The 26,082-nt window shown below is 65.6% G+C and carries 17 protein-coding genes and 1 pseudogene; 14 read left to right on the plus strand and 4 right to left on the minus strand.

The annotated features are described in order from the left end of the window. The first annotated feature begins 383 nt into the window (after positions 1–383). The 13 genes and pseudogenes from bcsQ to ACWFUC_RS11450 all read left to right on the plus strand — a co-directional run bounded on the left by bcsQ (position 384) and on the right by ACWFUC_RS11450 (position 21,880). A complete protein-coding gene (gene bcsQ, locus ACWFUC_RS11390) occupies positions 384–1,673 on the plus strand; it encodes a cellulose biosynthesis protein BcsQ (RefSeq protein ID WP_489624918.1) in 1,290 nt (429 codons plus the stop codon). After that, positions 1,670–4,018, plus strand: coding sequence for a UDP-forming cellulose synthase catalytic subunit (bcsA, locus tag ACWFUC_RS11395; protein ID WP_489624919.1), 2,349 nt, complete (start codon positions 1,670–1,672; stop codon positions 4,016–4,018). Before bcsQ ends, bcsA begins: the two co-directional genes overlap by 4 nt. Further along, the gene (gene bcsB, locus ACWFUC_RS11400; RefSeq protein ID WP_310839966.1) at positions 4,018–6,324 is read left to right on the plus strand and encodes a cellulose biosynthesis cyclic di-GMP-binding regulatory protein BcsB; all 2,307 of its coding nucleotides are present in this window, start codon (positions 4,018–4,020) and stop codon (positions 6,322–6,324) included. The genes bcsA and bcsB overlap by 1 nt, the downstream gene beginning before the upstream one ends. After that, positions 6,317–7,534 carry a cellulose synthase complex periplasmic endoglucanase BcsZ gene (gene bcsZ, locus ACWFUC_RS11405; RefSeq protein ID WP_489624920.1) on the plus strand — a complete coding sequence of 406 codons (1,218 nt, stop codon included), beginning with the start codon at positions 6,317–6,319 and terminating at the stop codon, positions 7,532–7,534. Before bcsB ends, bcsZ begins: the two co-directional genes overlap by 8 nt. After that, positions 7,510–11,547: a cellulose synthase subunit BcsC-related outer membrane protein gene (locus ACWFUC_RS11410; RefSeq protein ID WP_489624921.1), complete on the plus strand. Its 4,038-nt coding sequence runs from the start codon at positions 7,510–7,512 to the stop codon at positions 11,545–11,547. The genes bcsZ and ACWFUC_RS11410 overlap by 25 nt, the downstream gene beginning before the upstream one ends. A 33-nt stretch (positions 11,548–11,580) precedes the next feature. After that, a complete protein-coding gene (locus ACWFUC_RS11415; protein ID WP_121037999.1) occupies positions 11,581–12,252 on the plus strand; it encodes an SGNH/GDSL hydrolase family protein in 672 nt (223 codons plus the stop codon). Beyond that, on the plus strand, positions 12,249–12,917 hold the full coding sequence (locus ACWFUC_RS11420) for an alginate O-acetyltransferase AlgF (protein WP_121038002.1): 669 nt from the start codon (positions 12,249–12,251) through the stop codon (positions 12,915–12,917). Before ACWFUC_RS11415 ends, ACWFUC_RS11420 begins: the two co-directional genes overlap by 4 nt. Before the next feature lie 46 nt (positions 12,918–12,963). Beyond that, the gene (locus ACWFUC_RS11425) at positions 12,964–14,394 is read left to right on the plus strand and encodes an MBOAT family O-acyltransferase (protein WP_489624922.1); all 1,431 of its coding nucleotides are present in this window, start codon (positions 12,964–12,966) and stop codon (positions 14,392–14,394) included. Between the two features lie 7 nt (positions 14,395–14,401). After that, positions 14,402–15,565 (plus strand): alginate O-acetyltransferase AlgX-related protein, encoded by a 1,164-nt coding sequence (locus tag ACWFUC_RS11430; RefSeq protein ID WP_489624923.1) that lies wholly within the window; start codon positions 14,402–14,404, stop codon positions 15,563–15,565. Positions 15,566–15,766: 201 nt separating this feature from the next. Continuing rightward, positions 15,767–17,105, plus strand: a pseudogene (locus ACWFUC_RS11435) (hypothetical protein). Continuing rightward, a complete protein-coding gene (locus tag ACWFUC_RS11440) occupies positions 17,098–17,826 on the plus strand; it encodes a hypothetical protein (RefSeq protein WP_489624925.1) in 729 nt (242 codons plus the stop codon). The pseudogene ACWFUC_RS11435 and the gene ACWFUC_RS11440 overlap by 8 nt, the downstream one beginning before the upstream one ends. Next, positions 17,826–20,639, plus strand: coding sequence for an ATP-binding protein (locus ACWFUC_RS11445; protein WP_489624926.1), 2,814 nt, complete (start codon positions 17,826–17,828; stop codon positions 20,637–20,639). Before ACWFUC_RS11440 ends, ACWFUC_RS11445 begins: the two co-directional genes overlap by 1 nt. Before the next feature lie 11 nt (positions 20,640–20,650). Then, entirely contained in the window at positions 20,651–21,880 is a 1,230-nt protein-coding gene (locus ACWFUC_RS11450) for a DUF2399 domain-containing protein (RefSeq protein WP_489624927.1), read from the plus strand. 87 nt (positions 21,881–21,967) lie between these two features. Here the strand turns inward: ACWFUC_RS11450 and ACWFUC_RS11455 are convergent, their stop codons facing one another. The 4 genes from ACWFUC_RS11455 to ACWFUC_RS11470 all read right to left on the minus strand — a co-directional run bounded on the left by ACWFUC_RS11455 (position 21,968) and on the right by ACWFUC_RS11470 (position 24,703). Continuing rightward, positions 21,968–22,261: a hypothetical protein gene (locus ACWFUC_RS11455; protein ID WP_489624928.1), complete on the minus strand. Its 294-nt coding sequence runs from the start codon at positions 22,259–22,261 to the stop codon at positions 21,968–21,970. Between the two features lie 111 nt (positions 22,262–22,372). Further along, positions 22,373–23,158 (minus strand): 3-oxoadipate enol-lactonase, encoded by a 786-nt coding sequence (gene pcaD / locus ACWFUC_RS11460; RefSeq protein ID WP_489624929.1) that lies wholly within the window; start codon positions 23,156–23,158, stop codon positions 22,373–22,375. A 77-nt stretch (positions 23,159–23,235) separates the two neighbouring features. Further along, positions 23,236–23,523 (minus strand): muconolactone Delta-isomerase, encoded by a 288-nt coding sequence (gene catC, locus ACWFUC_RS11465; protein ID WP_013233325.1) that lies wholly within the window; start codon positions 23,521–23,523, stop codon positions 23,236–23,238. A 226-nt stretch (positions 23,524–23,749) separates the two neighbouring features. Then, on the minus strand, positions 23,750–24,703 hold the full coding sequence (locus tag ACWFUC_RS11470) for a LysR family transcriptional regulator (protein WP_039788858.1): 954 nt from the start codon (positions 24,701–24,703) through the stop codon (positions 23,750–23,752). Between the two features lie 144 nt (positions 24,704–24,847). Here ACWFUC_RS11470 and ACWFUC_RS11475 point away from each other — a divergent pair, with 144 nt between their 5' ends. Next, entirely contained in the window at positions 24,848–26,041 is a 1,194-nt protein-coding gene (locus ACWFUC_RS11475) for a muconate/chloromuconate family cycloisomerase (RefSeq protein WP_413459448.1), read from the plus strand. Positions 26,042–26,082: the final 41 nt, after the last annotated feature.

Here is a 26,082-nt window from a genome sequence, read left to right on the forward strand (position 1 = left end):
ACAAATTGTCGCTATTGAGCGACAAAGCGTCCGTCTCGCATGTAAGATTCTGCCTCTTTCTTCATATGTTCCTGGCAAGAAATGAGTGTTGTGTCTTGTCGGCTTTTTACATTTTTGGCAACGAAGAAGGTTGCGGTATCAGGATTTGTTTGTTTTAATGACAACGTGGAATGTGGTCGAAAAAACAACATTCCTGCGCCTGGTCCGCGCGGAGCATGACTCCGCATCCAGAGGGGAAAAGTCCCGCCGTCAGAGCGGATGAATAAATATAGCTGGGGGATGGCAGCATATGGGAACACTTACCGCTTTTTAACAAGGTTGCAGACAGGTCTTGCGCGCCCGGTCAAAAGCCGCCGCCGTCAGGACAGGGCAGGGAGTCAAGCATGGGAAACGATATCTCCAACTTGCTGAGCAAGTTCGGGGCGACGGTGGATGGGTATCTCGAAATCGAGGCCGCCATCAACTACAAGGAGCCGGTCCGCAAGCCCAAGGCGCCGCTGGTGGTTGCGCAGCCGGCCGCAGCGGACGTGAAGGCCGAACCGGCACCGGTCGTGGCGGCCAGCGCGGTGGTGCCGCTGCTGGACCCGCCTTCGCTTTCCTCCTCCCAGCGCATTGAGCCTGTGATCGAGCCGCTGACCGAGCCGGCCAGCGAGCCGGTCGTTGAAGCCCCTGTCGTTGCTGCGCCTGCCGCCGTCCCGGTCGCTCCTGTCGCCAGACTTGCACCGTCCCTGTCCGTGCAGGTGCCTGTTTCCTCCCCGAACCCGGCGCCGGTCAGCCAGATCAGCCCGTCGGCGCCCCATGGCCCTGGCGTACCCACCCTGTTGCGTTCGATGCTGGGCGAGGCCGCGCGTCAGCGCGAGGCCCTGCAGCGCGCCAACAACGACGACGCCGGCCAGTCCGGCGTGGCCCTGCCCCCCACGACGCCCGCACAGGTGATTGCCGTAGTCTCGCCCAAGGGCGGGGTCGGAAAGACCACCCTGTGCTCGGCCCTGGCCTGCAGCCTGGCGCGCCATGGCCGCGTGATCGCCATCGACCTGGATCCGCAGAATGCCTTGCAATACCATCTGGGCGTGAGTGCCGACGCCGTTGCTGCAGCGGCCGCCGCCGCAGATTGGCGCAGTGGCCTGGCTGCCGGCATGGCCGGCACGCAGGTGGTCAGCCACACCCTGGTGGCCGGTGCTGGCGAAGCTGCGCTGGCCCAGCAGATGGCCGAGGATGGCCAATGGCTGCTGCGCCAGTTGCACGCCCTGCAGCTGCAGGCGGGCGACGTGGTGCTGCTGGACCTGCCGGCCGGACAGACCGCCTATCTCGACCAGGCCCTGCGAGCCGCCGACCAGGTGCTGGCGGTGGTGACGCCCGACGCCGGTTCTTTCCTGGCGCTGGAACATATGCGCCAGGTCCTGCATGGCCGCAACAACTGCCGCTATGTGGTCAACAAATACGATGCCAGCCGCAGTTTCAGCCAGGACATGCTGGAAGTGCTCAAGCGCTGGATGGGGCCGCGCCTGGCTGGGGTGATCGCGCTCGATCACGCCATCAGCGAAGGCCTGGCCTATGGCTTCAATCCGCTGGTCAAGGACGGCCACTCGCCGGCCTATGAGCAGTTGCAGGGCGTGAGCGAGGTGCTGCGCGCCGCTGTCGCCAAAGCCGTCGCTACGGGTGCACGCGCATGACGACCGGATCCCAGGCTCCCTCCCCATCGCAGTCGCCAGCCCCGTCCGACCTGCCTGCCGCCGCCACGCTGTCTCCGCATCCGCCAGGACAGGAGCCCTCGGCACGGCCATCGGCCAACCGCCTGCAACAATGGATGCAGACCGTCGGCGCGCGCCTCGAAGGCTTGCCGCGCGGGCCGCGCCGTCTGGTGCAATGGGCCGTGCTGCTGTTTGCCACGATGCTGGCGTTGCTGATCATTTCGGTGCCGCTGGACTTCGCCGCCCAATGCGTCTTCGCCATCGGCTGCTTCGTCGCCGCGCTGGTGCTGCGCAAGCAGTCGGGACGGTTCCCGGTGCTGGTTCTGATCACGCTCTCGCTGACGGTGTCGATGCGCTACATGTACTGGCGCATCAGTTCCACGCTGGCCTTTGAAAGCTGGCTGGACATCTGCTTCGGCTACGGACTGCTGGCGGCCGAACTGTATTCGCTGCTGGTGCTGACGCTGGGCTACCTGCAGACCGCCTGGCCGCTGCGCCGCAAGCCGCAGATGCTGACCATGCCGCCTGCGGAGTGGCCGACGGTGGATGTCTTCATTCCCTCGTACAACGAATCGCTGGACATCGTCTCGCTCACCATCTTCGCCGCGCAGGCCATCGACTGGCCGCAGGACAAGCTGCGCGTGCACGTGCTCGATGATGGCCGCCGCGAAGAATTCCGCGAGTTCTGCGACAACATCGGCGTGAACTACCTGGTGCGCTCCGACAACAAGCACGCCAAGGCCGGCAACCTCAACGAGGCGCTCAAGGTCACCGACGGCGAATTCGTGGCCATCTTCGATGCCGACCACGTGCCGACCCGTTCCTTCCTGCAGATCTGCATGGGCTGGTTCTACAAGGACCCCAAGCTGGCCATGCTGCAGACGCCGCACTTCTTCTTCTCGCCCGATCCCTTCGAGAAGAACCTCAACACCTTCCGCTCGGTGCCCAACGAGGGCGAGCTGTTCTACGGCCTGGTGCAGGATGGCAATGACCTGTGGAATGCCGCCTTCTTCTGCGGCTCCTGCGCCGTCATGCGCCGTACCGCGTTGATGGAAATCGGCGGCATCGCCACCGAGACCCTGACCGAAGATGCGCACACCGCGCTGAAGATGAACCGTGCCGGCTACAACACCGCCTATCTCGCCATCCCCCAGGCCGCCGGCCTGGCCACCGAGAACCTGGCGCGCCACATCCGCCAGCGCGTGCGCTGGGCGCGCGGCATGGCGCAGATCTTCCGCGTCGACAATCCGCTCAAGGGCAGGGGGCTGCGTCTGGGCCAGCGGCTGTGCTACCTCAACGCCATGCTGCACTTCTTCTATGGCCTGCCGCGCCTGATCTTCCTGACTGCGCCATTGACGTACCTGTTCTTCGGCGCCCACATCTTCCAGGCCTCGGCGCTGATGATCACGGCCTACGTGCTGCCCCACGTGCTGCACGCCAGCCTGACCAACTCGCGCATCCAGGGACGCTTCCGCCATTCCTTCTGGAACGAGGTCTACGAGACCGTGCTGGCCTGGTACATCCTGGGGCCGGTGCTGCTGGCGCTGGTGAACCCCAAGCTGGGCGGCTTCAACGTCACCGACAAGGGCGGCATCATCACCGATGACCACTTCGACTGGAAGCTGGCGCGGCCCTACATGGTGCTGCTGGGGCTGAACGTGGCCGGACTGGGCTTCGGCATCTGGCAACTGATCCATGGTGATCCGAATGCGGTCACCACCATCCTCATCAACATGGCCTGGACGCTCTACAACGTCATCATCAGCAGCGCCGCCATGGCGGTCGCTTCCGAAACCCGCCAGGTGCGCAGCGAGCCGCGCGTGACCGCCGAACTGCCGGTACGCATCAAGCTCGACGACGGCAGCATCATCGACGGCAAGACACTCGACTTCTCGCAGAAGGGCATTGGCCTGCGCCTGCCTGCCGGCGTCAGCATCGCACGCAATGCACGCATCGAGGTCTCGATGATGCGCAATGCGCAGGAGAAGGTGTTCCCGGCGATGGTGGTGTTCAGCCGCAACGACATGGTCGGTGCGCAGTTCCACGAACTGTCGCTGCGCCAGCAAAGCGAACTGGTGCGCCTGACCTTCTCGCGCGCCGACATCTGGGACAACAACTGGGGCAAGAGCCGTCCCGATACACCGCTCAAAGCCTTGCGTGAAGTCGCCGGCATCGGCATGAATGGCGTACGGCAATTGTTCAAGGCGACCCTTATCCTGATGCGCAGCCGGCGTGCGCAACGCCGCGCGCCGGCACCCGCTGCAGCCCCCTCGACAGTGGCGGCAGCCACTGTGCCCGTTACCGACAACACTCTGGAAAAACAATAATGAAAACGAAGCAGTCTCAAGCGCAACGGATGCCCTTGCGCCAGCGCTCCCTGTGCCTGATGCTGGCGGCCGTGATGACGGCAGGCAGCCTGCCGTTGCCGGCACTGGCGGCCACCCCCGCGACTCCGGCAGCCACGGCCACGCCCGGTCTGCCGGCACCGATCCCGATGGCCGGCGATCCTTACGTGTTCACCTTCAAGCAGCTGGGCCGCAACGGTTCGATGAACCTGCATGGCGTGGATGCCACCGACAGTCTCAACTTCGACGTGCCGGTCTCGCTGGTGGCCACCGGTGCGCACGTGACCCTGTATTACACGTATTCGCCCGCGCTGCTGCCGGACCTGTCGCAGATCAACGTGATGGTCAACGACGTCGTGGCCGGCAGCATCCCGCTGCCCAAGGAAAACTCCGGCAGCATGCAGACCGCCAAGGTCGACATCCCGGCCAAGCTGATTACCGAATTCAACCGCCTGAGCCTGCAGTTCATCGGCCACTACACGATGGGTTGCGAGGATCCCTTGCATTCCAGCCTGTGGACGCGCGTGGCCAATGGCTCCACGCTGGACCTGCAGACCACGGCGCTGCCGCAGAAGGATGACCTGGCGCTGATGCCCGTACCCTTCTTCGACCGGCGCGACATCCGCATGCTGAACCTGCCCTTCATCTTTGCCGGCACGCCCGACAACGGCACGCTGGAAGCGGCAGGGTCGCTTTCGTCCTGGTTCGGCGCGCTGGCCGCCTATCGCGGTGCGCGCTTCCCGGTACAGATCAACACCTTGCCCCAGCGCGGCAATGCCGTGCTGATGGTGGCCGGCGAGGCCGCCACCACCGTGGCCGGTGTGGCCGTGGCCGCGCCCAAGGGGCCGACCTTGACCGTGCAGGCCAATCCGAATGATGCCAATGGCAAATTGCTGATCGTCTCCGGCCGCAACATCGCCGAACTCAAGCAGGCCGCCGCTGCCCTGACGCTGGGCGGCAAGGGCCTGGCGGGCAGTTCGGTGGTGGTCGACAAGCTGCAGCCGCTGACTCCGCGCCAGCCGTATGACGCGCCCAACTGGCTGCCTACCGATCGTCCGGTGAAACTCTCCGAGCTGATCGATCCCAAGCGCCTCAATGTCTCCGGCTACAACCCGGGCGAGATCACCATTCCGCTCAACTTCCCGCCCGCGCTCTCCAGCTGGCGACAGGATGGCGCAAAGCTGAAACTGGTGTATCGTTATACGCCGCAGCCCAAGTCGTCCAATTCGTCCTTCATGGTCAGCCTGAATGATGGCCTGATCAAGGCCGACGTCCTGCTGCCGCACGACCAGCTGGACAAGAGCCTGCTGGCCGCCATCAAGGATGACGCGCTGACCCGCGAGATGAACGTGCGCCTGCCGCTGAACCTGGCCGGTCCGCAATCGCGTCTGCAGCTGCGCTACATGTACGATTTCGTCAAGCAGGGCGAATGCCAGGACGTCATCATCGACAACGTGCGCGGCAGCATCGATCCCGAATCCACCATCGACCTGCGCGGCTACGATCACTTCATGGCCATGCCCAATCTGGGCGTGTTCAAGGATGCCGGTTTCCCCTTCACGCGCATGGCCGATCTCTCGGAGTCGGCGGTGGTATTGCCCGACAATGCCACGCCCGATGATCTCTCGGCCTACCTGACGCTGCTGGGCCGCTTCGGCAGCGCCACCGGTTATCCGGCGACCGGCGTGGCCGTGACCCAGGCTGCGCAGGTCGACAAGGTGGCCTCGCGCGACCTGCTGGTGCTGGCCTCGGGACAGAATCAGCCGCTGCTCAAGCAATGGGCCGATCGCCTGCCGGCGGTGGTGACCGGAGACAAGCAGCGCTTCCAGGTGGCCGACCTGGCCCTGCGCGTGCGCAGCTGGCTGCAGATCGATGACGAGGACCAGGCCAAGCGCCGTGCGCGGCTGGCACTGGCCTTCTCGGGGGGCGAGCCGACCTCTTACCTGACCGGTTTCGAGTCGCCCCTCGACAGTGGCCGCAGCGTGGTGGTGCTGGCCGGTGGCGATGCATCCGGCCTGCAACAGATCCTCGATGCGATGGCCAGCAAGGACCCGGAAGCCGAGACCATCCAGGGCAGCCTGGTGGCGGTGCGCGGCACCACCATCGATCCGCTGCTGGCCGAAGAAAATTATTTCGTCGGCAGCATGTCGCCGCTGCGCATGCTGCGCTGGTGGCTGTCGCGCCACGTGCTGGCCATGTTCGTACTGATTGCCGGCGGCATCCTGATGCTCGGCGGCCTGGCTTACCTGACCCTGCGCGCCAAGGCGAGAAAGCGTCTCAATGCCTGACCTGCCGTTCCAGCCTCTGCGACGCAGCCTGTTGAAGGTGATGGCAGCACTCGCGCTCAGTGGTGCCGGTGCGGCCGCCAGCGCCGCGCCGGCCGCCTGCGCGGCGGTTGACTGGCCGGCCTGGCAATCCTGGGCTGGCAGTCACGTGCAACCCGATGGCCGGGTCCTGCACTCCAGCCTGCTGCCCAATCACACCACGTCCGAAGGCCAGTCCTACAACCTGCTGCTGTCGCTGATCGCCAACGATCCGCAACGCTTTGACCAGATCTGGAGCTGGACGCGCGACAACATGATGGCGCCCGATGCCGCCAACCGCTTGCCGGGCTGGTTGTGGGGGCAGGGTGCCGATGGCAAGTGGCAATTGCAGGACGCCAATTCCGCATCGGATGCCGATCTGTGGATTGCCTACGCGCTGCTGGAAGCGGCGCGCCTGTGGCAGCGCCCGACCTATCGCAGCGATGCAGTGCGCCTGCTCGACGCCATCGAAGCGCGCCTCGTGGTGGACCTGCCTGGCCTGGGCAAGATGGTCTTGCCGGGACCGCAGGGCTTCAGCCAGGGCAACCAGGCCTGGACGCTCAATCCGAGTTACCTGCCGTTGCCGCTGCTGCGCCGTCTGCACAAGGAGCGCCCCAAGGGCCCCTGGCAGCAGATCGCCACCAATACCGTGCGCATGATCCAGGCCACCAGCCCCAAGGGTTTCGTGGCGGATTGGGTCGGCTACAAGATGACGGCGGAGCAAGCCGGCCAGTTCATGGTCGATCCGGCCAAGGGCGAACTGGGCAGCTATGACGCCATCCGCGTCTACCTGTGGGCTGGCATGACCTCGCCGCGTGACCCCGGGGCCGCACCGCTGCTGGCCGCCCTGGATGGCATGCGCCAGCGCATCGTCGCCACCGGCATCGCGCCGGAGAAGGTGGCCGTGACCAGCGGTGCCGTCGAAGGGCAGGGGCCGTTCGGGTTTGGCGCGGCGTTGGTGCCGTATCTGCAGGCCAAGGGCGAAAATACCCTGGCCGCGCAATGGCAGGCGCGCGCCGCACAACAGCTGGAGAGCGGACTGGCCCAGCCCAGTGCGCAACCGGAAATTCTGTATTACAACGTCATGCTCGGCCTGTTCGGCCTCGGATGGGCCGAGCAGCGATATCAGTTCCGCGACGACGGAACGCTCAATTTGTCTTGGGAGAAGTCATGCGCACGCGCCGTACCACGCTAGCCATCGGAGTGCTGGCCGCGCTCCTGGGCGCACCCCTGGCCCCGGCCCTGGCTGCGCCGACGGACCTGCAAGCCCAGCTGGTGGAGCAGGGCCAGTACTGGCAGGCGCGCAACAACAACCAGCGCGCCGCCGAGGTCTGGCAGAAGGTGCTGCAGCTGGACAAATCGCAGGTCAACGCGCTGTACGGCATGGGCCTGATCGGCGTGAAGCAGAACCGGCCGCAGCAGGCCAATGCGTATCTGGAACGGCTGCAGGCGCTCTCGCCGCAACCCTGGCAAGCCGCCCAACTGATGCAGGACATCGCCCTGGCCCGCCCTGAAAACCAGGCCCTGCTGGCCGAAGCCCGGCGCCTGGTGGATGCCGGCGAGCGTGACCGCGCCACCGACACCTTCCGCAAGATGTTCAATGGCCTGACGCCCTCGGGCACGGTCGGCCGCGAGTACTACAACAACCTGGCCTTCAACGATGCCAGTTGGCCGGAAGCGCGCAAGGGCATGGAACGCCTGCTGCGCGAAACTCCCGAGGACAGCATCCTGGCACTGTTCTACGGCAAGCAGCTGGCGCGCCATGAAGACAGCCGGGTGGAAGGCATCCGCGTGCTCTCGCGCCTGAGCAAGCAGACCGACATCGGTGGCGACGCCGATGAAAGCTGGCGTCTGGCGCTGACCTGGCTGGGCCCGCCGAGTCCGGCGCAGGCCCCGCTGTTTGAAGAATTCCTCAAGGTCCATCCGGACGACAAGGACATCCGCGACCTGCTGGCCAAGGGCCGCTCGCAGGTCACCGCCACGCAGACGCCGACGGTGCTCTCGCGCGGCCTGCAGGCCTTGGAGAAGGGCGATCTGCAGGAAGCTGAAAAGGCTTTCCAGGAACGCCTCGCCACCCATCCCGATGAAACCGATGCACTCGGTGGCCTGGGTGTGGTGCGCCAGCAGCAGAACCGTCTGGCCGACGCCGAACCGCTGCTGGCGCGCGCTGTAGCGAAGGGTGGCAGCGGCTGGAAGAAGGCGCTCGACAGCGTGCGCTACTGGCTGCTGATCCAGCGCGGCCGCGAACTGCAGGCGCGCGGCCAGACCCGGCAGGCGCAGGATGCGCTGACCCAGGCGCTGCGCCTGGATCCGAAGAACACCGATGGCCTGGTCGCCATCGCCGATATCGAAGTCACGGCCGGCCAGCTCGAGGCTGCCACGGCGCACTATCGCCAGGTACTGGCGGTGCAGCCGGCACAGGTCGGTGCGATTCGCGGTCTGGTGAATGTGCTCTCGCAGACCGGGCAAGCCGATGAAGCGCTGCGCCTGCTCGACAAGCTCACCCCGCAACAACAGGCCGAGTTCGGCGACCAGGGCCGCCTGCGCGCCCTGCGTGCGACCCAGCAAGCCAACCTGGCCGAACAGCGTGGCGATCTCAATGCCGCACTGGACGCCCGGCGCGAAGCGGTGCGCAACGATCCCGACAACGTCTGGACCACCTTCGACCTGGCCCGCCTCTACATCAAGGCCGGCCAGTCGCGCCAGGCGCGCGTGACCATCGATGACTTCACCCGCGAGCATCGCGACAACGTCGACGCGCTCTACGCCAGCGCCTTGCTGTCGGCCGAGATGGAGCAGTGGCAGGATGCGCTCGATACCCTGCGCCGCATCCCCGAGGCCCGTCGTACCGCACCGATGACCGATCTGTATCGCCAGGTCACGCTGACCATCCAGGTCGGCCATGCCAGCGAGCTGGTCAAGACCGGCCAGCGCCAGGAAGCCCTGGCGCTGCTGGATCGCGTGCAGCCCGAAGCGGCCGGCAATGCCGAGCGCACAGGCACACTGGCCTCGGCCTATGTCGATGCGGGCGATACCCCGCGTGCGCTGGCGCTGATGCAGCCGCTGATTGCGCCGCCGGCCACGCCGAGCGCCGCTACGCGCCTGCAATACGCGTCGGTGCTGCTCAGGGCCGGTGAGGATGCGCAGGTCTACAGCGTACTCACGGCCTTGCAGAACCAGAAAATGGACGTGGCCACGCGCAAGCAATACGACGATGTGCGTTTCCTCTACCGCGTGCGCCAGGCCGAACGCCTGCGCGAAGGTGGCGACCTGGCGGCGGCCTACGACACGCTGGCCCCCGCGCTGTCACAGCGGCCCACCGATATCGGTGCGCTCTCGGCACTGGCCCGCATGTTCAATGCGGCCGGCGACAATGCCCGCGCACTGGCGCTCTACAAACCACTGGCCGAACGCAATCCGCGCGACGTCACGGTGTTGCTGGGCGCGGCCGATACCGCCATGCAGGCGCACGACAATGCCTATGCCCTGCACCTGCTGGATCAGTTCAACAAACTGGAAAGCAGCGATCCCACCACCCTGACCGAAGCCGCGCGCATCTATCGTGCGCTGGGCAAGACCGGCGAAGCCACGGCACTGTTGCGCAAGGCGGTGGCCATTGAAAACTCGGCGCGCCAGCGCAGCCTGATGGCCCAGGGCAATGGTTTCGATCCGGCCATCAACCCCTTCCGCACCCAGCGTCGCCTGCCGGGCAACGAGAATGTGGCTGCCATCCCGCCGCCTGCCGAGACCATGCTGCGTCCGGCGATGATGACGGCTTCCGCACCGGCGGCGGCCGACGTCTTGCCGACCCCGGCCAACGCGCGTGTGGCGGCGTCGCAGGCCGCGCCTGCGGTGGCCTATGGCCCGGCGCTCGGTCCGGTGTTCAGCAATGCATCGCCGGCTCCGGCGCAGATGGTCCAGACCACCCAGCCGGGCAGGGCGGGCGCTTATGCGCAGCAAGGTGCGGCACCTGCCACCGCTTTGCCGGGTGCGGCCACCGCCGCCCAGCGCGCCTTGCTGGCGCTGCAGGGCCAGCAAGGCCTGCCGGCGGACAACCTCACGCCGGCGCAGCGCGCCCTCAACGACATCCTGCAGGCACGCAGCCCCTACGTCACGCAAGGCGTGGTGGTACGCGGCAATGCCAGCGAATCGGGCCTGAGCCGCATCAACGATATCGAAGCCCCGCTGGAAGTGAACATGCCGGTCGGCAATGACCGCGTGGCCGTGCGTATCACGCCGGTCTCGCTGGATGGCGGCACCATGACCGACGAGGCCGCCAGCCGCTTCGGCGGTGGCGGTTCCAGTGCCACCGGCGTGGGCAAGCAGAGCGCCAGCGGCGTGGGCGTGGCGGTAGCCTACGAGCGTCCTGACGACGGCGTCAAGGCCGACATCGGCACGACACCCAGCGGTTTCAAGTATCCCAACGTGGTCGGTGGCGTGAGCGTGGAGCAGCCGCTCGGCGGCAGCAGCACCAACCGCTTCGGCGTGACGGTGTCGCGCCGTGCCGTCAACGACAGCATCACCTCGTTTGCCGGCAGCACCGACCCGCGCATCGGCCGTTCCTGGGGCGGCGTGACCGCCAACGGCGGCCGTGCCGAGATGAGTTCGGATGATGCCCAGACCGGCGTCTACGCCTACGGTGCCCTGCACAGCCTGATGGGCCGCAACGTCGAATCCAACACGCGTGTGGAACTGGGCGGCGGTGCCTACCAGTACCTGGCCAACGGCAACGACGAGAAGATGACGGCCGGTGTCTCCGCCACCCTCATCAGCTACGCCAACAACCAGAACTTCTACACCTATGGCCACGGCGGTTACTTCAGCCCGCAGGCCTATCTGGGGCTGGGCGTGCCGGTGACCTGGGCCAAGCGCAGCGACCGTTTCAGCTTCCAGCTCAAGGGCTCGGCCGGTGTGCAGTACTTCCGCCAGGACGGCGCGGATTACTTCCCCACGGATGCCGCCCTGCAAGCGGCCAGCGGCAAGACCTACGGGCAGCAGACCAAGACCGGCATCGGCTACAGCCTGGAAGGCAGCGGCGAATACCGCTTTGCGCCGCGTCTGTTTGTGGGCGGTACGCTGCGCCTGAACAATTCGAGCGACTTCCGCGAACTCAATGTCGCCATGTACCTGCGCTATACCCTGGAGGACATGCAGGGCAGTTTCCTGACCTTGCCGGTCAGCCCGTATCGTTCGCCGTACTCCAACTGATTTGACTGAACATTTTTTGATAGAGAGATTGCCATGGCAGCTGCATCCATTCTCGCTGGTCTGAGTATCCTGGTCCTGGGCGAAAGCCACATGAGCCTGGCCGACCACCTCACCGAACCCCTCAATGCCAAGCTGGTCCAGATGGGCGCCAAGGTCCACTCCATCGGCGCCTGCGGTGCCAGTGCCGGCGATTGGCTGACCACCAAGAAGGTCGACTGCGGTGCCGAGCAGATCGACAACGGCAAGATCCAGATCAAGGGCCGCGATGCCAGCACCACGCCCATCGCCGAACTGATCGCCAAGGACAAACCGGACCTGGTGGTGCTGGTCATCGGCGACACCATGGCCTCCTACGACAAGCCGGCTTTCCCCAAGGCCTGGGCCTGGCAAAGCGTGACCAGCCTGACCAAGGCGATTGCCGCCACCGGCACCAAGTGCGCCTGGGTCGGACCGGCTTGGGGCAAGGCCGGCGGCATGTACCAGAAGAACGATGCACGCACCCAGCTGATGTCGCAGTTCCTGGCTGCCAACGTGGCACCTTGCACCTACATAGATTCGCTGGCCATGTCCAAGCCGGGCCAATGGATCACCACCGATGGCCAGCACTTCACCGTGGCCGGCTACAAGTCCTGGGGTTCGGCCATCGGCGATGCGCTGGGCAAGCTGCCGGCCGATGCCGTGAGCGCCAAGGGAGGCAAGAAATGAGCGTGCTGCGCGCACTGACCGCGAGCGCGGCCCTGCTGGGCTGCGCGGGGGCGATGGCCGCTGACATTCCGCTGTATCCGACCGGCCCGGCCGAGGATGCCGCTTTCATCCGCTTCATCAACGCCACGCCGGACGCGCTGCAAGTGGTGGCCCAGAAGGGCCAGCCGCCGCTGAAACTGGACGCGGCCAAGCCGGTCTCGTCCTTCTTCCCGGTGCAGGCCAAGTCCACCATCAAGGGCACGCTGACGGTGGCGGGCAAGAGCCTGGAGCTGGGCGTGCAGGCCAAGCCGGGCGAGTTCGCCACGGTGGTGGTGCTGCCGGACCCCAAGGGCATCCGCCAGGTCACGGTGCAGGACAATCCGGATGACTTCAATGGCCTGAAGGCCTCGCTGGCCTTCTTCAATCTCGATGCTTCCTGTGCCGCTGCAGCCCTGCGTCCGGCCGGCCGCACTGCCGACCTGTTCAAGGGCGTGGCGCAAGGCAGCCTGCAGCGCCGTTCCATCAATCCGGTCAAGCTGTCGGTGCAACTGGTCTGCGGCGGGACCAACACAGGCCCGGTGCTGGACCTGGGCGAACTGAAAGCGGGCGAGCGCTACAGCGTCCTGCTGCTGCCCTCGGCCAGCGGTCCGCGCCTCCTGGCCGCGACTGACAAGCTGGCCAACTGATTGCTTGACGCTGACTTACGCTGACTGACGCCGACTGCACCACGCCATGGTCTTTGCCTCGCTTGAATTCCTGACGCTGTTCCTGCCGCTGTTCCTGCTGGTCTATGCCCTGGTGCCGCAGCGCGGGCGCAATGGCGTGCTGCTGGCGGGCAGCTGGCTGTTCTATGGCTGGCTGAGTCCGCTGTTCCTGTCCCTGCACGTGGTGCTGACCATCGTGGCCTGGGTTGGCGGCCTGCTGGTGGACCGCGCCCGTGCGCGTGAGGAAGGGCAGGGCAGTCTGCGCCGTCCCGTGCTGCTGATCGCGCTGGTGGTGTTCAACACGGCGGTGCTGGTCTGGTACAAGTACGCCAACATCGTCGCTGCCACCGTGAGCGATCTGATGCAGCACTACGGTGCCATGCCGCTGGCGTGGCAGAAGGTGGCGCTGCCGGCGGGCCTGTCCTTCATCGTGCTGCAGGCGATTTCCTATCTGGTGGATGTGCACCGGCGCACGGTGGCGGTGGAGCGCAGCTTCATCAATTACGCCACCTACATCTCGATGTTCGGTCACTCGATTGCCGGCCCCATCATCCGTTACGACTGGGTGCAGCGCGAGTTGCGCGAGCGCTGGTTCAATTGGGAAAATTTCTCACTCGGTGCGCGCCGCTTCATGGTCGGCATGGCCATGAAGGTGCTGGTGGCCGATACGCTGTCGCCCCTGGTGGATGCAGCCTTCCACCTGGAGCATCCGACCCTGGTCGATGCCTGGATCGGATGCCTGGCGTATTCGATGCAGCTGTTCTTCGATTTCTCCGGCTACAGCGCCATGGCCATCGGCCTCGGTTTGATGCTGGGCTTCCACTTCCCGGAGAACTTCAATCATCCCTATCTGGCCGGCAGCATCCAGGATTTCTGGCGGCGCTGGCACATCTCGCTCTCCAGCTGGCTGCGCGATTATCTCTACATCGGCCTGGGCGGCAATCGCCACGGCGTCTGGAAGACTTATCGCAACCTGTTCCTGACCATGGCCATCGCCGGTCTCTGGCATGGCGGCGACAGCTGGAATTATTTGCTGTGGGGTTCGGCGCATGGCGTGGCGCTGTGCATCGACCGCGCGTGGTCGCGTTCTTCGTTGCCGTCCATTCCTTCGTGGCTGGCCCATGGCTTGACGCTGCTGTTCGTGTGCCTGGCCTGGACCCTGTTCCGCGCGCCGGATTTCGCCACCGCTGCCACGATGTATGCGGGCCAGTTCGGCTTGCATGGCACTGGCCTGAGCGATGCGCTGGCCGTGATGCTGCGGCCGGTGCAGGCGCTCGCCGTGCTGCTGGGTTTGTTCTGGATCGTCGCCCCGCTGTGGCAGGCGGCGCTGGAGGCGCGCTGGGGCGAACGCGCACTCTATCTCTGGTTCGTGCGGGCGTGGCCGATTGCCGCCTTCCTGCTCTCCTTTGCACTGATCGCCAGCCGCGAGACCGTGCCTTTCCTTTACTTCCAGTTCTGAGCCGACGATGAGCACGCCCCCCGTTCACGCTGCACATACGCCTCCTGAGCCCAGCGCCATGGCGCGCCGCGCCAGCCGTTGGGCCGGTGCCGCGCTGGCCGCCGTGCTGTGTGCAGGATTGATCTCCTGCGGCTGGCTGGTGTACGCCGGCAAGATCGACTGGCTACCCGCCAGCTGGACGCGCGACGACGCCTTGCATGGCGAGCTGACGCATCAACTGGCCAAGCAGCTTTCCAACGCCTGGCTGCCGGACCAGGCCGCCAAACTGGAGCGCGCCGGCAGCTGGCTGCTGCTGGGCGATACCGGCCCGCGCGTGCGCACCGGCTGCCCCGGCTGGCTGTTCCTGGCCGAAGAATTGCAGGTCAATCGCCACGCACAAGCCAACGCGCAGACCAAGCGCGCCGCAGTGCTGGCCATCCGGCAGGCGCTGGCCCAACGTGGCATCGGCCTGCTGGTGGCGGTGGTGCCGGACAAGAGCCGCATCGCCGCCAGCGCCTTGTGCGGCCTCACGCGTCCGGCCGAATTGAATGCGCGCGCCGCGCAATGGGTGAGCGAACTGAATCAGGATGGCGTGGCCGCCATCGACCTCGCCCCCGCGCTGGCACCACTCGGTGCTTCGGCCTACCTGCACACCGATACGCACTGGAACGAGACCGGCGCGAACGCCGCCGCGCAGGCCATCGCCGCGCGCATCACGGCCGCTGGCGTGCAGGCCACGCCGCAGCAGGCCTATACCGCCCAGCCGGGCAAGCTGGCACAGCGTCCCGGCGACCTGGTGCACCTGGCCGGACTGGACTGGCTGCCGTTGCGCTGGCAACCCACGCCGGAAAGCGTGGCCGCCACCGTCTTCACGGAAGCGGCCGCCACAGGGCAGGGCGCCGTCGCCAAGGGCGGCGATGATCTCGACGATCTGTTGGGCGACGGCGAGTTGCCCAACGTGGCCCTGATCGGGACCTCCTTTTCGCGTAATTCCAGCTTCGTCGGCTTCCTGCAGATGGCGCTGGGCGCGAAGATCGGCAGCTTCGCCAAGGATGGCGGCAAGTTCTCCGGCAGCGCCCGCGATTACTTCGCCAATCCCGCCTTCACCCAGACGCCGCCCAAGCTGGTGGTCTGGGAAATCCCCGAGCGCGACCTGCAGACGCCCTACGAAGCGATCTCACTGGCCCGCTGATCCATCATTAAGCTGGCGTTAATGCTGTCTCAACGGGCATTAACGTTGCATTAATGTAATAAATCATTTCCTTTCCGGCGCATTTTCATGTGTGCCGCCCTCCGCTTTGCTGGAGGCAGGTCCCCCGGGCCTGCTAAACTTGCCGGTCCGCCCACCGACCGGGCAGGATCCAGGCACTGCCTGGTCAACCTCCACGACAAATTGACAGAAGAATTCGACCCCGCTCCCCTTGCGGACGAGCATGACTCCGGCTCCTTCGAGAGCTACTTCCGCGATCCTTCGCAAGCCGCCGAAGCGCCCTTGGCCTGGGGGCCTGGGCCAGCGGCTGGACGTGCTGGACGCGCTGCGCGGCCTGGTCTCCGGTGGCCAGGCTGCCGCGCGCCTGCGCATCTGGATGTTCCTCGAACTGGCGGCGCAGCCGCAGGGCCGCCTGCAGCGCGAGGACCTGAACCAGCTGTTCTATGCCTTGAAGCCCGAGGCCATGGAAGCCGCCCTGAAGCGCCTGCGCGATCTGGGTCTGCTGGTCTGGGACGCCACCGGCCAGGATTACCAGCTCTCGCCCATCGCCCAGCAGGTGCAAGCCCTGCTGGCCCCGCTCACGCGCGCCGTCGGCGAGGATGACGAAATGGCCGCGCTGCTGGCGCAAGTGGCCGGGGCCCAGGCACTGGGCCTGTCCGATGCCAGCCAGATCCGCCACCTGCATGCGCAATTGGCGCGCCTGCACGACCAGTTCGCCGATGCCATTGCCAGCGGTTCGGAAGCCTTGCTGCGCCAGGCCCAGCCGCGATTCGAACGCGCCCTGAAGCTGGTCAATCGCGCCGGTGAAGCGCTGACCGCCCTGATCCGCAGCGAACATGCCGACGCCCGCCTGGAACGCGAAGCGCGTGCGCTCGGCAACGGCCAGGCGCGCCTGCTGACCATGGCCAGCCAGTTCACCCGCGCCCTGCAGCAGGCCGACCGCCAGCGCGTCACCCTCGGCAGCACCGGCGTGACCAGCTCGGACGTGCGGCACTGGCTGCAATCGCATGCTGACTTGTCTTCGCTGATGGGGGAGGCGCTGTCCATCGGTGTGAAGCCGGTCTTCGTCAGCGGCCACGAATTGCTGGATGTGGCCGAAGGCGAATTCGAGCGCGACCGTCCCGATACCCAGCGCCAGCAAGGCTTGCCGCCTCCGGCCCAGGCCGTGGAAGGCAAGATCGAAGCGCTGCGCATGCCGGTCGAGCTGGGCGAACTGATTGAACAACTGACACGCCTGGGGGCCCTGCCGGAAGGCGAGGACGCCAGCGAATTGCAACCGCAGCCACTGACCTCGGTGGTGCTGGGCGGCAGCTTCGGCAAGGCCGCGTATCGCCTGCAATTGCTGCCGCTGCTGGGGGACGCCCAGGCGCGCACCCTGCAAGGGCAGACCGGCGACCTGGCGCGCCTGCCTTGGCAAGCCGGCTTCCTGCCGCGTGTCGACAAAGTCGATGACCCCGATGTCGCCGCCATGAGCGCCGGGGCCGTCCATCCAGATCCATCCCGGGAAAGACCGAATGAGTGAGACCCTAGACGAGGCCGGCCTGTTGGCCGCCGAACTGCTGGCGCGCCGCTGGCTGCCCCGCAAGCACCCGCGCGTGCGCCGCGCCCTGGTCGATGCCGACCTGTGGCAAGCCCTGCAGGACCGCCTGGCCCAGGTTGGCCTGCGCCTGGTGGACAACATCCACGCCGATCACATCAGCGTGGCGCTGGTGCGCCCGGCCGAATCGGCCGTTTTCGGCGAGGCCGGCATGAATGCCAACAACAACCTTGACCTGCCGCGCGATGCCATCTCGCTGCTGGTGGTGCTGTGGGCGCTGATCGTGCTGCCCAAGCGCGAGCGCCAGTCGGCGCGCGCCGCCGGTGACGATGCCCAGCAGCAGGACGAGATGTTCCACACCGACAAGCCCATGCCGACGGCAGCCGAGGTCAGCCCGGTGGTGTCCTATACGGCGCTGCTGGCCGACTTCGGCAACCAGCTCGGCAAGAAGACGCGCATGGACACCAACCTGCGCCGCCTCGAAGCCCACGGCTTCATCGTGCGCCGTGGCGTGGACATTGCCGAAGGCCCCTTGCTGGACCTGCTGCTGGACTACGATGCCCTGGCCCCGCGCATCCTCGACGGCGCCCTGGGCGATGTACTGGCCCGCGCTACCCCGCGCGAGGAGGCGGACACTGCGCCAGAAGCGCAGGCCGAGGCTGAGGCCGACGCCGCCGACGAACCATCCGAAGAGAGAGACGCCTGATGTTCCACCTGCAATCGCTGGAACTGCTGCAGTGGGATTATTGCCAGCGCCTGACGCTGCCCCTGGACGGTTCCATCATCACCATCGCCGGCCCCAACGGTTCCGGCAAGACCACGCTGCTGGACGCCATGCGCACCCTGCTGGGCCTGGATTGCTCGGGCGGTCGCAGCTACAAGACCTACGCCCGCCATGCCAATGCCGACACCACCTGGCTGCGCGCCACGGTGGACAACCGTCCACATGGCCGCCAGACCTCGACCCGTCCGTTCGCGCGCAACCTGCTCTATGCGGACCAGGTCACGCTGGCCTGCCGCATCGAGCGCAACGGCGGCGACTGGCAGCGCCGCTACTGCATGAGCGATGGCGACGTCGCCATCGAAACCCTGGCGCAATTGCCCGAGAAGGATTGGCTGGGCCTGGACCACTGGCGCAAGCGCCTGGAGGGGGCCGGCCTGTCGCGCGCGATTGCGCGCGTGCTGGCACTGGAGCAGGGCCAGACTGACCGCCTCTGCGAATTCTCGCCCAAGGAATTGCTGCGCCTGGTGTTCGAAGTGTTCGGCGACCAGGAAGTGCTGGACCGCTACGAGGAAGCCCGCCGCCATCAACGTGACCTGGCCGCCGAGGTGACCTTGGCCGAACAGGAACTGGCCTACAGCGAAGCGCAACTGGCGCAGCTGGACAGCCGCGTCACGCTGTATCGCACCTATCAGGGCAAGCTGCGCGAGCGCGAGACGCTGGCCACCGAGGTCATTCCGGTCTTGCGCTGGCACGAAGAGCGCCAAGGCACGGCCACGCGCCTGCGCGAACTGCATCGCCAGCGCCTGCATCACAATCACCTGCGCCGCCAGCGCAGCAACGATACCTTGCTGCTGTCGTCCCTGCTGACGCAGCAGCAGGCGGCACGCGAGAAAGTGACTGCGCTGGAACGCGACAAGGCGGAAGCCCAGCAAGCCCAGCAAAAGGCGCGCGATGCCGAGAAACCGGTGGAGGAACTGGTCAAGCAGGCCGATGAACTGCTGGCCCTGTCCGCGGTGGAAGGCGATGCCACGCAATTGCTGGCCCGCGTGGAGGAACTGGAACAGCAGAAGAGCACGCTGCACGATCGCTGGCGTGACCTGGAGCAGCAACGCAAGGATGCCAGCGGCGCGCTGGACCGCCTGACCGGACAACGCCAGGCCCCGCGCCCGAATGACGTGCAGCAATTCACGCGGGCCTTGCGCCAGGCCGGCATCGCCCATCACCTGCTGGCCGATGTGATCGAGATTGCGGACGACCAGTGGCGTGCCGCCGCCGAAGGCGTCTTGCGTGCTTCGTGCTGGGTGGTGGTGCTGGATGATCCCAAGGATGAAGCCGCCGCCATGGCGCTGGCCGAGCGTGAGCGTTATCGCCATTACGTGGTCTCCGATGCCGCCACGGCGACCTCGCAGCCGCCCGCAGAGAGCCTGTTGGCGGTGTTGCGCTTCTCGGCCAAGGCCCCGTCCTGGCTGCTGCGCCAACTGGCGCAGATCCGCCGTGTGGCCGATACGGTCGAAGGCGCAAGCAGTGGTGGCGAATGGATCACGCCGCAAGCCTACTGGCGCGATGGCCGGGGCGGGCGCAGCGTGTGGCGCGATCCGGGCGATTACCAGTTCGGTGCGGCCGCCATGGCCGCGCGCCAGACCTCGATCCAGAAGCGCCTGGCCACGCTGGACGAACAGTTGACCGACATCGTCTTGAAGCAGAGCGAAGTCAAGCGCCAGCTCGACGCCGCCAAGAAAGCCACCGAGGGCCACCTCGCAGCAGAGGCGCTGGCGAAGCGAAGTGAAGAGTTCGAACAGGCGCGCCGTCAGTTGCCCGCATTGAAGGCCGCGCGCGTGGCGGCGAGTGAACGTTGGAGCCAGTTTGATGCCCAGTACGCGGACGCCATCGAACAGCGCACCATCCTCGATGGCAAGCTCGATGCCTTGCAGCGCCGCCTGCGCGACAGCGAAGGCGATCTTGCGGGGCAGGAGCGTGACTGGCGCGTGCGTCACGATGAGCAGCGCGCCCGCGCGCTGGCCTCGCGTGCGCAGAAGGGCCGCTTCCCTGCGCACTGGATTGCGACTGCGACGGTGCAGGCGCTCTACGAGAAATACAGCAACGCCAAGCAGGCCGAGCTGCGTATGGCTTCCGTCGAAAACGAACTGGAAACCGGCCACTGGGAAAAGGATGGCACGGTCGAGGACAAGCACCTCATCATGCAGGGCACGGTCGGCAACCAGCGCAACGAACTGGATTCGCGCAAGATCAGCAATCACCAGGCCGAGGAAGCCGTCGGCAATGCGCGTGAACGCTACATCGACGTGTTGCGCGCGACGGTACGCCGCTATCGCAAGAACATCGTCGACCTCGGTGCCCTGGCCGGTGTGGTGGTCAGCGCCGATCTGCCGCATCTGGACAATGACGACACCATCCTGCGCCAGGCCGAACTGAAGGTCAGCTTCAACTTCGACGGCAAGGGCGAGATCGGCCTGAACGACGGTGAAGCCTCGGGCGGCCAGCAGGTCATCAAGTCGCTGATCCTGCTGGTGGGGCTGTTGAAGGATGACGACATGCCGGGCGGTTTCGTCTTCATCGACGAACCCTTTGCCCACCTCGACGTGCGCAACATCCAGCTGGTCGGCAACTTCCTGAAATCGACCCGCGCGCAATACGTGCTGACCACGCCGATCACGCACAACGTCGAAGTCTTCGAGCCGGCCGACATTACGCTGGTCACCTCGAAGAAACCGCGCGAGGCCCGCTGGGCGCCGCCCATCGGCGTGCTGCAGCGGCGCTTGCGGCTGGATGCCTGAGGGGCTCACCGATGTGCAGCCTGATCGAGACGCCACGCGGCCGCAAGGGCCGTGAGTTGCAATCGTCGGGCGAGCTGCCATCGGTGTTGCCTTTGCTGGATGCCGAAGAACGTGCGGCCCTGTTGCGTTGGGCACGCGGCGAGGCCGTCACGCGCAGCCGCGAGGTCTTGCTCAAGGAGGCCGGCAGCGCGGGCCTGTCCATCGAAAAAGCCGAACGCCTTTGTCAGCGCCTGCTGCAGGAGGGCTGGGTCAGCCTGCGCGAGGAACTGAGCGGTGGCAACTGGTTGTGGAAATCCCTGAGCTGGCGCGATCTGCGCCAGCTGCAATCCTTGCTGGGCATTGCGCATGCCGGTCAACGCCAGCAGGAACGCGAGGCGCTGCTGGCGCAATCGCGGCGCTGGCTGGAACTGCGCACGCAAGCCAGCGCATCGGTGGCGCTCGATCCTGATCTGCTGGATGAACTGATGGCGGCTCTCGATGCGCTGGAGGCCGACAAGAGCTTGCGCCGCGAGCTGCTGGCCGACCGCCTGGGTTTGCTGGAAGCGATCGCTTCCTGGCACGACAGCGGCCAGCAGGGATTGCGCCGCAACTTCGCCTTGCATGCACGCGACCTCACCAAGGCCCTGAGCAACAGCGAATGGCGCTGGCTGGATTCGATGTTTGATCTTGAACGGCTCGGCATCGCCAACTTCGCGCAAGTGGGATGGCTGGCCGGTGATCTGGTGCTGTCATGGCAAGCGCGCAGGGTGGAACTGGCCCCTCTGCATTGCCTCGGGTTGCCGCTGGAGGACCTGCAGCGTTGTGACCGCATCACGCCGCCGCAACGCTGGTGGCTGATCGAAAACCGTGCCAGTTTCGAACACCAGGCGCGCCAGCGTCCGCTTGGGGTGGCGCTGCTGTGGATGCCGGGGCGGCCCTCGGCGGCCTGGCTGGATACGGTGTCGCATCTCCTGCTGTTGGCACCGGCACCAGCCTGGATCAGTGCCGATGCCGATCCGGCAGGGGTGGATATCGCCTGCACGGCAGGGGCGCGCTGGACCCGTGCCGGACTGGCGTGGGAACCGTATCAAATGGGTTTGGCGCAGTGGGAAAACACCACGCAGCGCTGGCCGTTGAACGCGCATGACCATCGTTTGCTGACGACCCTGTTGGCAAGGAAGGAGTTGCCGGAGTCTTTGCGGTCCTTGTGTGTGGCGATGCAGGCCGAAGGACGCAAGGCCGAACAGGAAGCCTGGCTTTAGCCGGTCACTCCGGTCTCCGCTCTGCAGGACCTGCGCAGTCAGGAGACTTGCCCGCTGTGCAGGAAATTATCCTCAAACAAGCTGCCGTTAGCGCATCTCGCGAATCATCCGCGCCTGCGGTGGCAGGAACTCCTCCGCTACCTCCGGCACATCGGCTTCCAGCAGTTGGTAGGCCACCGATTCACACCAGTGAATGCCGCGCGCCAGGGCCAGCGGCCGCGAGGGATAGCGGCCCGGCAGGGAACGTTTGGGGAAGAGTTTGCCGATGGTGTCATGACGGATTTCCACGCCGCTGACGAACCATTGTGCGTCATTGGCTGCACACCAGACCAGGAAGGTGAACGGGGAAGATTCGGCGGTAATTTCGTAACAGGAGACCATGTGAGTGCGTTGATCAGACACTAACAAAAATTCACATGGCCGCCATTATAGTGGCCTCCTGCAAAGCTCACACAAGCGCTCCCCGTTCACCCCTTGCCGGGGCTCCCGCTCTCAGGCCGCTTCGGTCAGGAACTGCACCACCGCCTGCGTGAAGGCGCGTGGCTGTTGCTGGTTGGAGATGTGGGCCGCATCAAATTCCACATACAGCGCACCCGGAATGGTGGCACGCATGAACTGCGCATCGGCCGGTGGCGTCGGCACGTCGCCGCTGCCGGCAATCACCAGCGTGGGCGCGCGGATGCCCGCAATCGCTTCCCGCAGATCATTGTCGCGCACCGCTGCGCAAGCGGCTGCATAGCCCTCCGCCGGCGTGGCCAGCAGCATGGCCGTCAATGCCTGCACTTGCTCCGGATGCTGTTCGGCATACTCGGGCGTGAGCCAGCGTGAAACGACCGCAGCGGCAATGGCCGACAGGCCATCACGCTGCACGGTCTCGATGCGGCTGTTCCAGGCCTCGGGCGTGCCGATCTTGGCACCGGTATTGCAGAGGATGAGCTTGGCCACGCGGTCCGGATGATGCACCGCCAGCCACATGAAGGTGCTGCCGCCCATGGAGAGGCCGCAGAAATGCGCTTGCTTGATGTCGAGCTGGTCGAGCAGGGCGATGACGTCGCTGCCGAGCTGGGCAATCGTGTAAGGACCGGGCGTGACCTCGGACTGGCCGTGGCCGCGCGTGTCATAACGCAGCACGCGGAAGTGCTTGCTCAGTTCGGGAATCTGCGGATCCCACATCGCCAGCGAAGTCCCCAGCGAGTTGGACAGCACCAGCACCGGCAAGGCTGCGTCGCCGTCGAGCTGGTAATGCAGTTTGATTCCGTTCAGGGTTGCAAAGGGCATGAGTAAATCCTTGGCCCGCGCCACCGGGCGGTGGTGACGGGCGTGTGTGAATCAAAAAGCGTCAGATACGCCGGGAATCAGCCAATCTGCGCGATGGCCGAGGGATGCTGGGTCAGCGGAGTGACCGAAATGGTCATGAAGGGATAGAGCGGCAGGGCCGACAGGATGTTGTGCAGCTCATCATTGCCGGAGACGTTGAAGATGCTCACGTTGGCATACTGCCCGACCACGCGCCACAGGTCGCGCCACTTGCCTTCGCGCTGCAGCTTCTGCGACATCTCCTTCTCGTCTTTCTTCAGCTGATCGGCCACGGCCTTGTCGAGCGTGGCGGGAATGTTGACCTGCATTTGAACCATGAACAGCATGATGTGTGCTCCGTTGTCGTTATGGGTGGAATGTCGTGCAGCGCGCGCCCTGGTCGCGATGATGAACGCGGGGCGGGAAATCGTGATGTTCGATAAACGAACATAAATCCTTTGTTCGCACAAACGAGTGTAGGCGTCCGTGCGGGCAACTGTCAACTTGGGCAGACGGTTTGCTGCGCGTCAACTACGCGCAGGATGAGCGCTGGGGGCGCATCGTGATGGTCTCTCACTCGCGCCGTTCGGGATTCGGAAAACCGGTCGCCGGGAAGGAGCTGGTCTCGATGTCCAGCCAGGCCGGGCGTTCGGCATACATGTCGGCCACCAGTTGCTTGATGGCCTCGATGTACCAGGCATTGTCGTTGATGCGATGCGTGAGGATGATGGGGGAGGTCGCGCGCGGATCGTCGATGAGCCGGTAATGCAGGTCATTGCGCAGCCGCGCCGAGGCCGGGATCAGGCACAGTCCGGATTCGGCCGCCACCAGGCCCAGCGCGGTCTGGATCTCGCGCACCTCGTGCACTTCAGCCGGATGGATGTCCTGGTCATTGAGCAGGCTCAGGATGTGGTCGGCGAAACTGGGACGCGGCTCCTTGGGATAGACGATCAGCTTCTGTCCATGCACTTCCTTGAGGCTCACGCGCTGATGGCTGGCGGCCAGCGGGAAAGAGGGCGGGATGGCCAGCACCAGTTTTTCTTCGCGCAGGACGATGCGCGCCACCGTCGCATCATTGCTGCGGATGCGCCCGAAACCGACATCGATGCGCCCCGACTTGAGGGCGGCGAACTGCTGCATCGAGGTCAGCTCCAGCAACTGGATGTCCACCTCCGGATAATGCTGGCGCAGCTTGCGCACCAGCACCGGCAGGCCGCCATAGAGCGTGGAGGCGACGAAGCCGATGGACAGCGTCTGGCGCTGGTTCAGGCCGATCTGCTGGGTGGCGTTCTTCAACTGCTCCAGCCGGTTGAGGATCTGCAGCGCCTGCTCGTAGAACACCCGGCCGGCTTCGGTCAGGCGCAGCGGTCGGCTGTTGCGCAGGATCAGCTGCACGCCCAGTTCTTCTTCCAGCAGCTGAATCTGGCGCGACAGTGGCGGCTGCGCAATGTGCAGCTGTTCCGAGGCGCGCGTGAAGTTGCGCGTATTGGCCACGGCCACGAAGTATTTCAGTTGTCTGATGTCCATGGCCGAAAATCATATCTCACAGAAACTAATGATGTCTAATCCTTTGATTTTTATAGGAGCCTTTACAAACTATATAAAAAAGGTATGAAACTAGACGAATTTGGTGTTGGCAATGGCAGGGCTTCCGGGTGTTCAATGCAGTCCATGGATACCCCACAACACCTTCACGCTGCGGCCCCGGCCCTGATCGACCGGGTCGAGACCTTCCTGGTCGATCTGCCGACCATCCGTCCCCATCAATTGTCGATGGCGACGATGAACGGGCAGACCCTGATGCTGGTGCGCCTGTACTGCTCCGACGGCACGGTCGGCGTGGGCGAGGGCACCACCATCGGTGGCCTGGCCTACGGCGCCGAATCGCCCGAGGGCATGAAGCTGGCCATCGATACCTACTTCGCGCCGCTGCTGCTGGGCGCCGATGCCAGCCTGATCCCGGCCATCATGGCGCGCCTGAACAAGGCCATCCAGGACAACCGTTTCGCCAAGTGCGCCATCGAGACGGCGCTCTTCGATGCCCTGGGCCAGCGCACCGGCCTGCCGGTCTCGCAACTGCTCGGCGGCCGCGCCCGCGAAAGCCTGCCGATCGCCTGGACCCTGGCCTCCGGCGACACCGGCAAAGATATCGACGAAGCCGAACGCATGCTGGCCGCGCGCCGCCACAAGATTTTCAAGCTCAAGATCGGCCGCCGCGAAGTCGAGGCCGATGTGGCCCACGTGGCCGCCATCAAGAAGGCCCTCGGTGACCGTGGCTCGGTGCGGGTGGATGTGAACATGGCCTGGAGCGAGCTGGAAGCTCAGCGCGGCCTAGCTGGCCTGGTCGATGCCGGCTGCGAACTGGTGGAGCAGCCGGTGGCCTCGGCCCAGGCGCTGGCCCGCTTGAAGGGCAAGCACGCCATCGCCATCATGGCCGATGAATCGCTGACCGGTCCGGCCTCGGCCTTTGCACTGGCGCGCATCGGCGGTGCGGATGTGTTTGCGATCAAGATCGAACAATCGGGTGGCCTGCGCGCCGCCCAGCAGGTGGCCGCCATCGGCGACGCGGCCGGCATCGAGCTCTACGGCGGCACCATGCTCGAAGGCGCCATCGGCACCATCGCCTCGGCCCATGCCTTCGCCACCTTCCGTGAATTGCAGTGGGGGACTGAGTTGTTCGGTCCGCTGCTGCTGACCGAAGAAATTCTGGCCGAGCCTTTGCAATACCAGGATTTCCAGTTGGCCATACCCAACCGCCCCGGCCTGGGCATCGTGCTCGATGAGGAGCGTGTGCAATACTTCCGGCGCGACCGCAAGCAAGGGGCGACAGTGACAGCAGCGAGGCCGGCCACACTGGCCGGATAAAACAAGAAAACGCACTTCCCCAATCAACAAATCCAAAAGGA

The organism is Herbaspirillum sp. Her4, from assembly GCF_057961335.1.

Coding starts and splice junctions, on each gene's coding strand:
- bcsQ (WP_489624918.1), top strand. CDS start 384: ATGGGAAACGATATCTCCAACTTGCTGAGCAAGTTCGGGGCGACGGTG.
- bcsA (WP_489624919.1), top strand. CDS start 1,670: ATGACGACCGGATCCCAGGCTCCCTCCCCATCGCAGTCGCCAGCCCCG.
- bcsB (WP_310839966.1), top strand. CDS start 4,018: ATGAAAACGAAGCAGTCTCAAGCGCAACGGATGCCCTTGCGCCAGCGC.
- bcsZ (WP_489624920.1), top strand. CDS start 6,317: ATGCCTGACCTGCCGTTCCAGCCTCTGCGACGCAGCCTGTTGAAGGTG.
- ACWFUC_RS11410 (WP_489624921.1), top strand. CDS start 7,510: ATGCGCACGCGCCGTACCACGCTAGCCATCGGAGTGCTGGCCGCGCTC.
- ACWFUC_RS11415 (WP_121037999.1), top strand. CDS start 11,581: ATGGCAGCTGCATCCATTCTCGCTGGTCTGAGTATCCTGGTCCTGGGC.
- ACWFUC_RS11420 (WP_121038002.1), top strand. CDS start 12,249: ATGAGCGTGCTGCGCGCACTGACCGCGAGCGCGGCCCTGCTGGGCTGC.
- ACWFUC_RS11425 (WP_489624922.1), top strand. CDS start 12,964: ATGGTCTTTGCCTCGCTTGAATTCCTGACGCTGTTCCTGCCGCTGTTC.
- ACWFUC_RS11430 (WP_489624923.1), top strand. CDS start 14,402: ATGAGCACGCCCCCCGTTCACGCTGCACATACGCCTCCTGAGCCCAGC.
- ACWFUC_RS11440 (WP_489624925.1), top strand. CDS start 17,098: ATGAGTGAGACCCTAGACGAGGCCGGCCTGTTGGCCGCCGAACTGCTG.
- ACWFUC_RS11445 (WP_489624926.1), top strand. CDS start 17,826: ATGTTCCACCTGCAATCGCTGGAACTGCTGCAGTGGGATTATTGCCAG.
- ACWFUC_RS11450 (WP_489624927.1), top strand. CDS start 20,651: ATGTGCAGCCTGATCGAGACGCCACGCGGCCGCAAGGGCCGTGAGTTG.
- ACWFUC_RS11455 (WP_489624928.1), bottom strand. CDS start 22,261: ATGGTCTCCTGTTACGAAATTACCGCCGAATCTTCCCCGTTCACCTTC.
- pcaD (WP_489624929.1), bottom strand. CDS start 23,158: ATGCCCTTTGCAACCCTGAACGGAATCAAACTGCATTACCAGCTCGAC.
- catC (WP_013233325.1), bottom strand. CDS start 23,523: ATGCTGTTCATGGTTCAAATGCAGGTCAACATTCCCGCCACGCTCGAC.
- ACWFUC_RS11470 (WP_039788858.1), bottom strand. CDS start 24,703: ATGGACATCAGACAACTGAAATACTTCGTGGCCGTGGCCAATACGCGC.
- ACWFUC_RS11475 (WP_413459448.1), top strand. CDS start 24,848: ATGGATACCCCACAACACCTTCACGCTGCGGCCCCGGCCCTGATCGAC.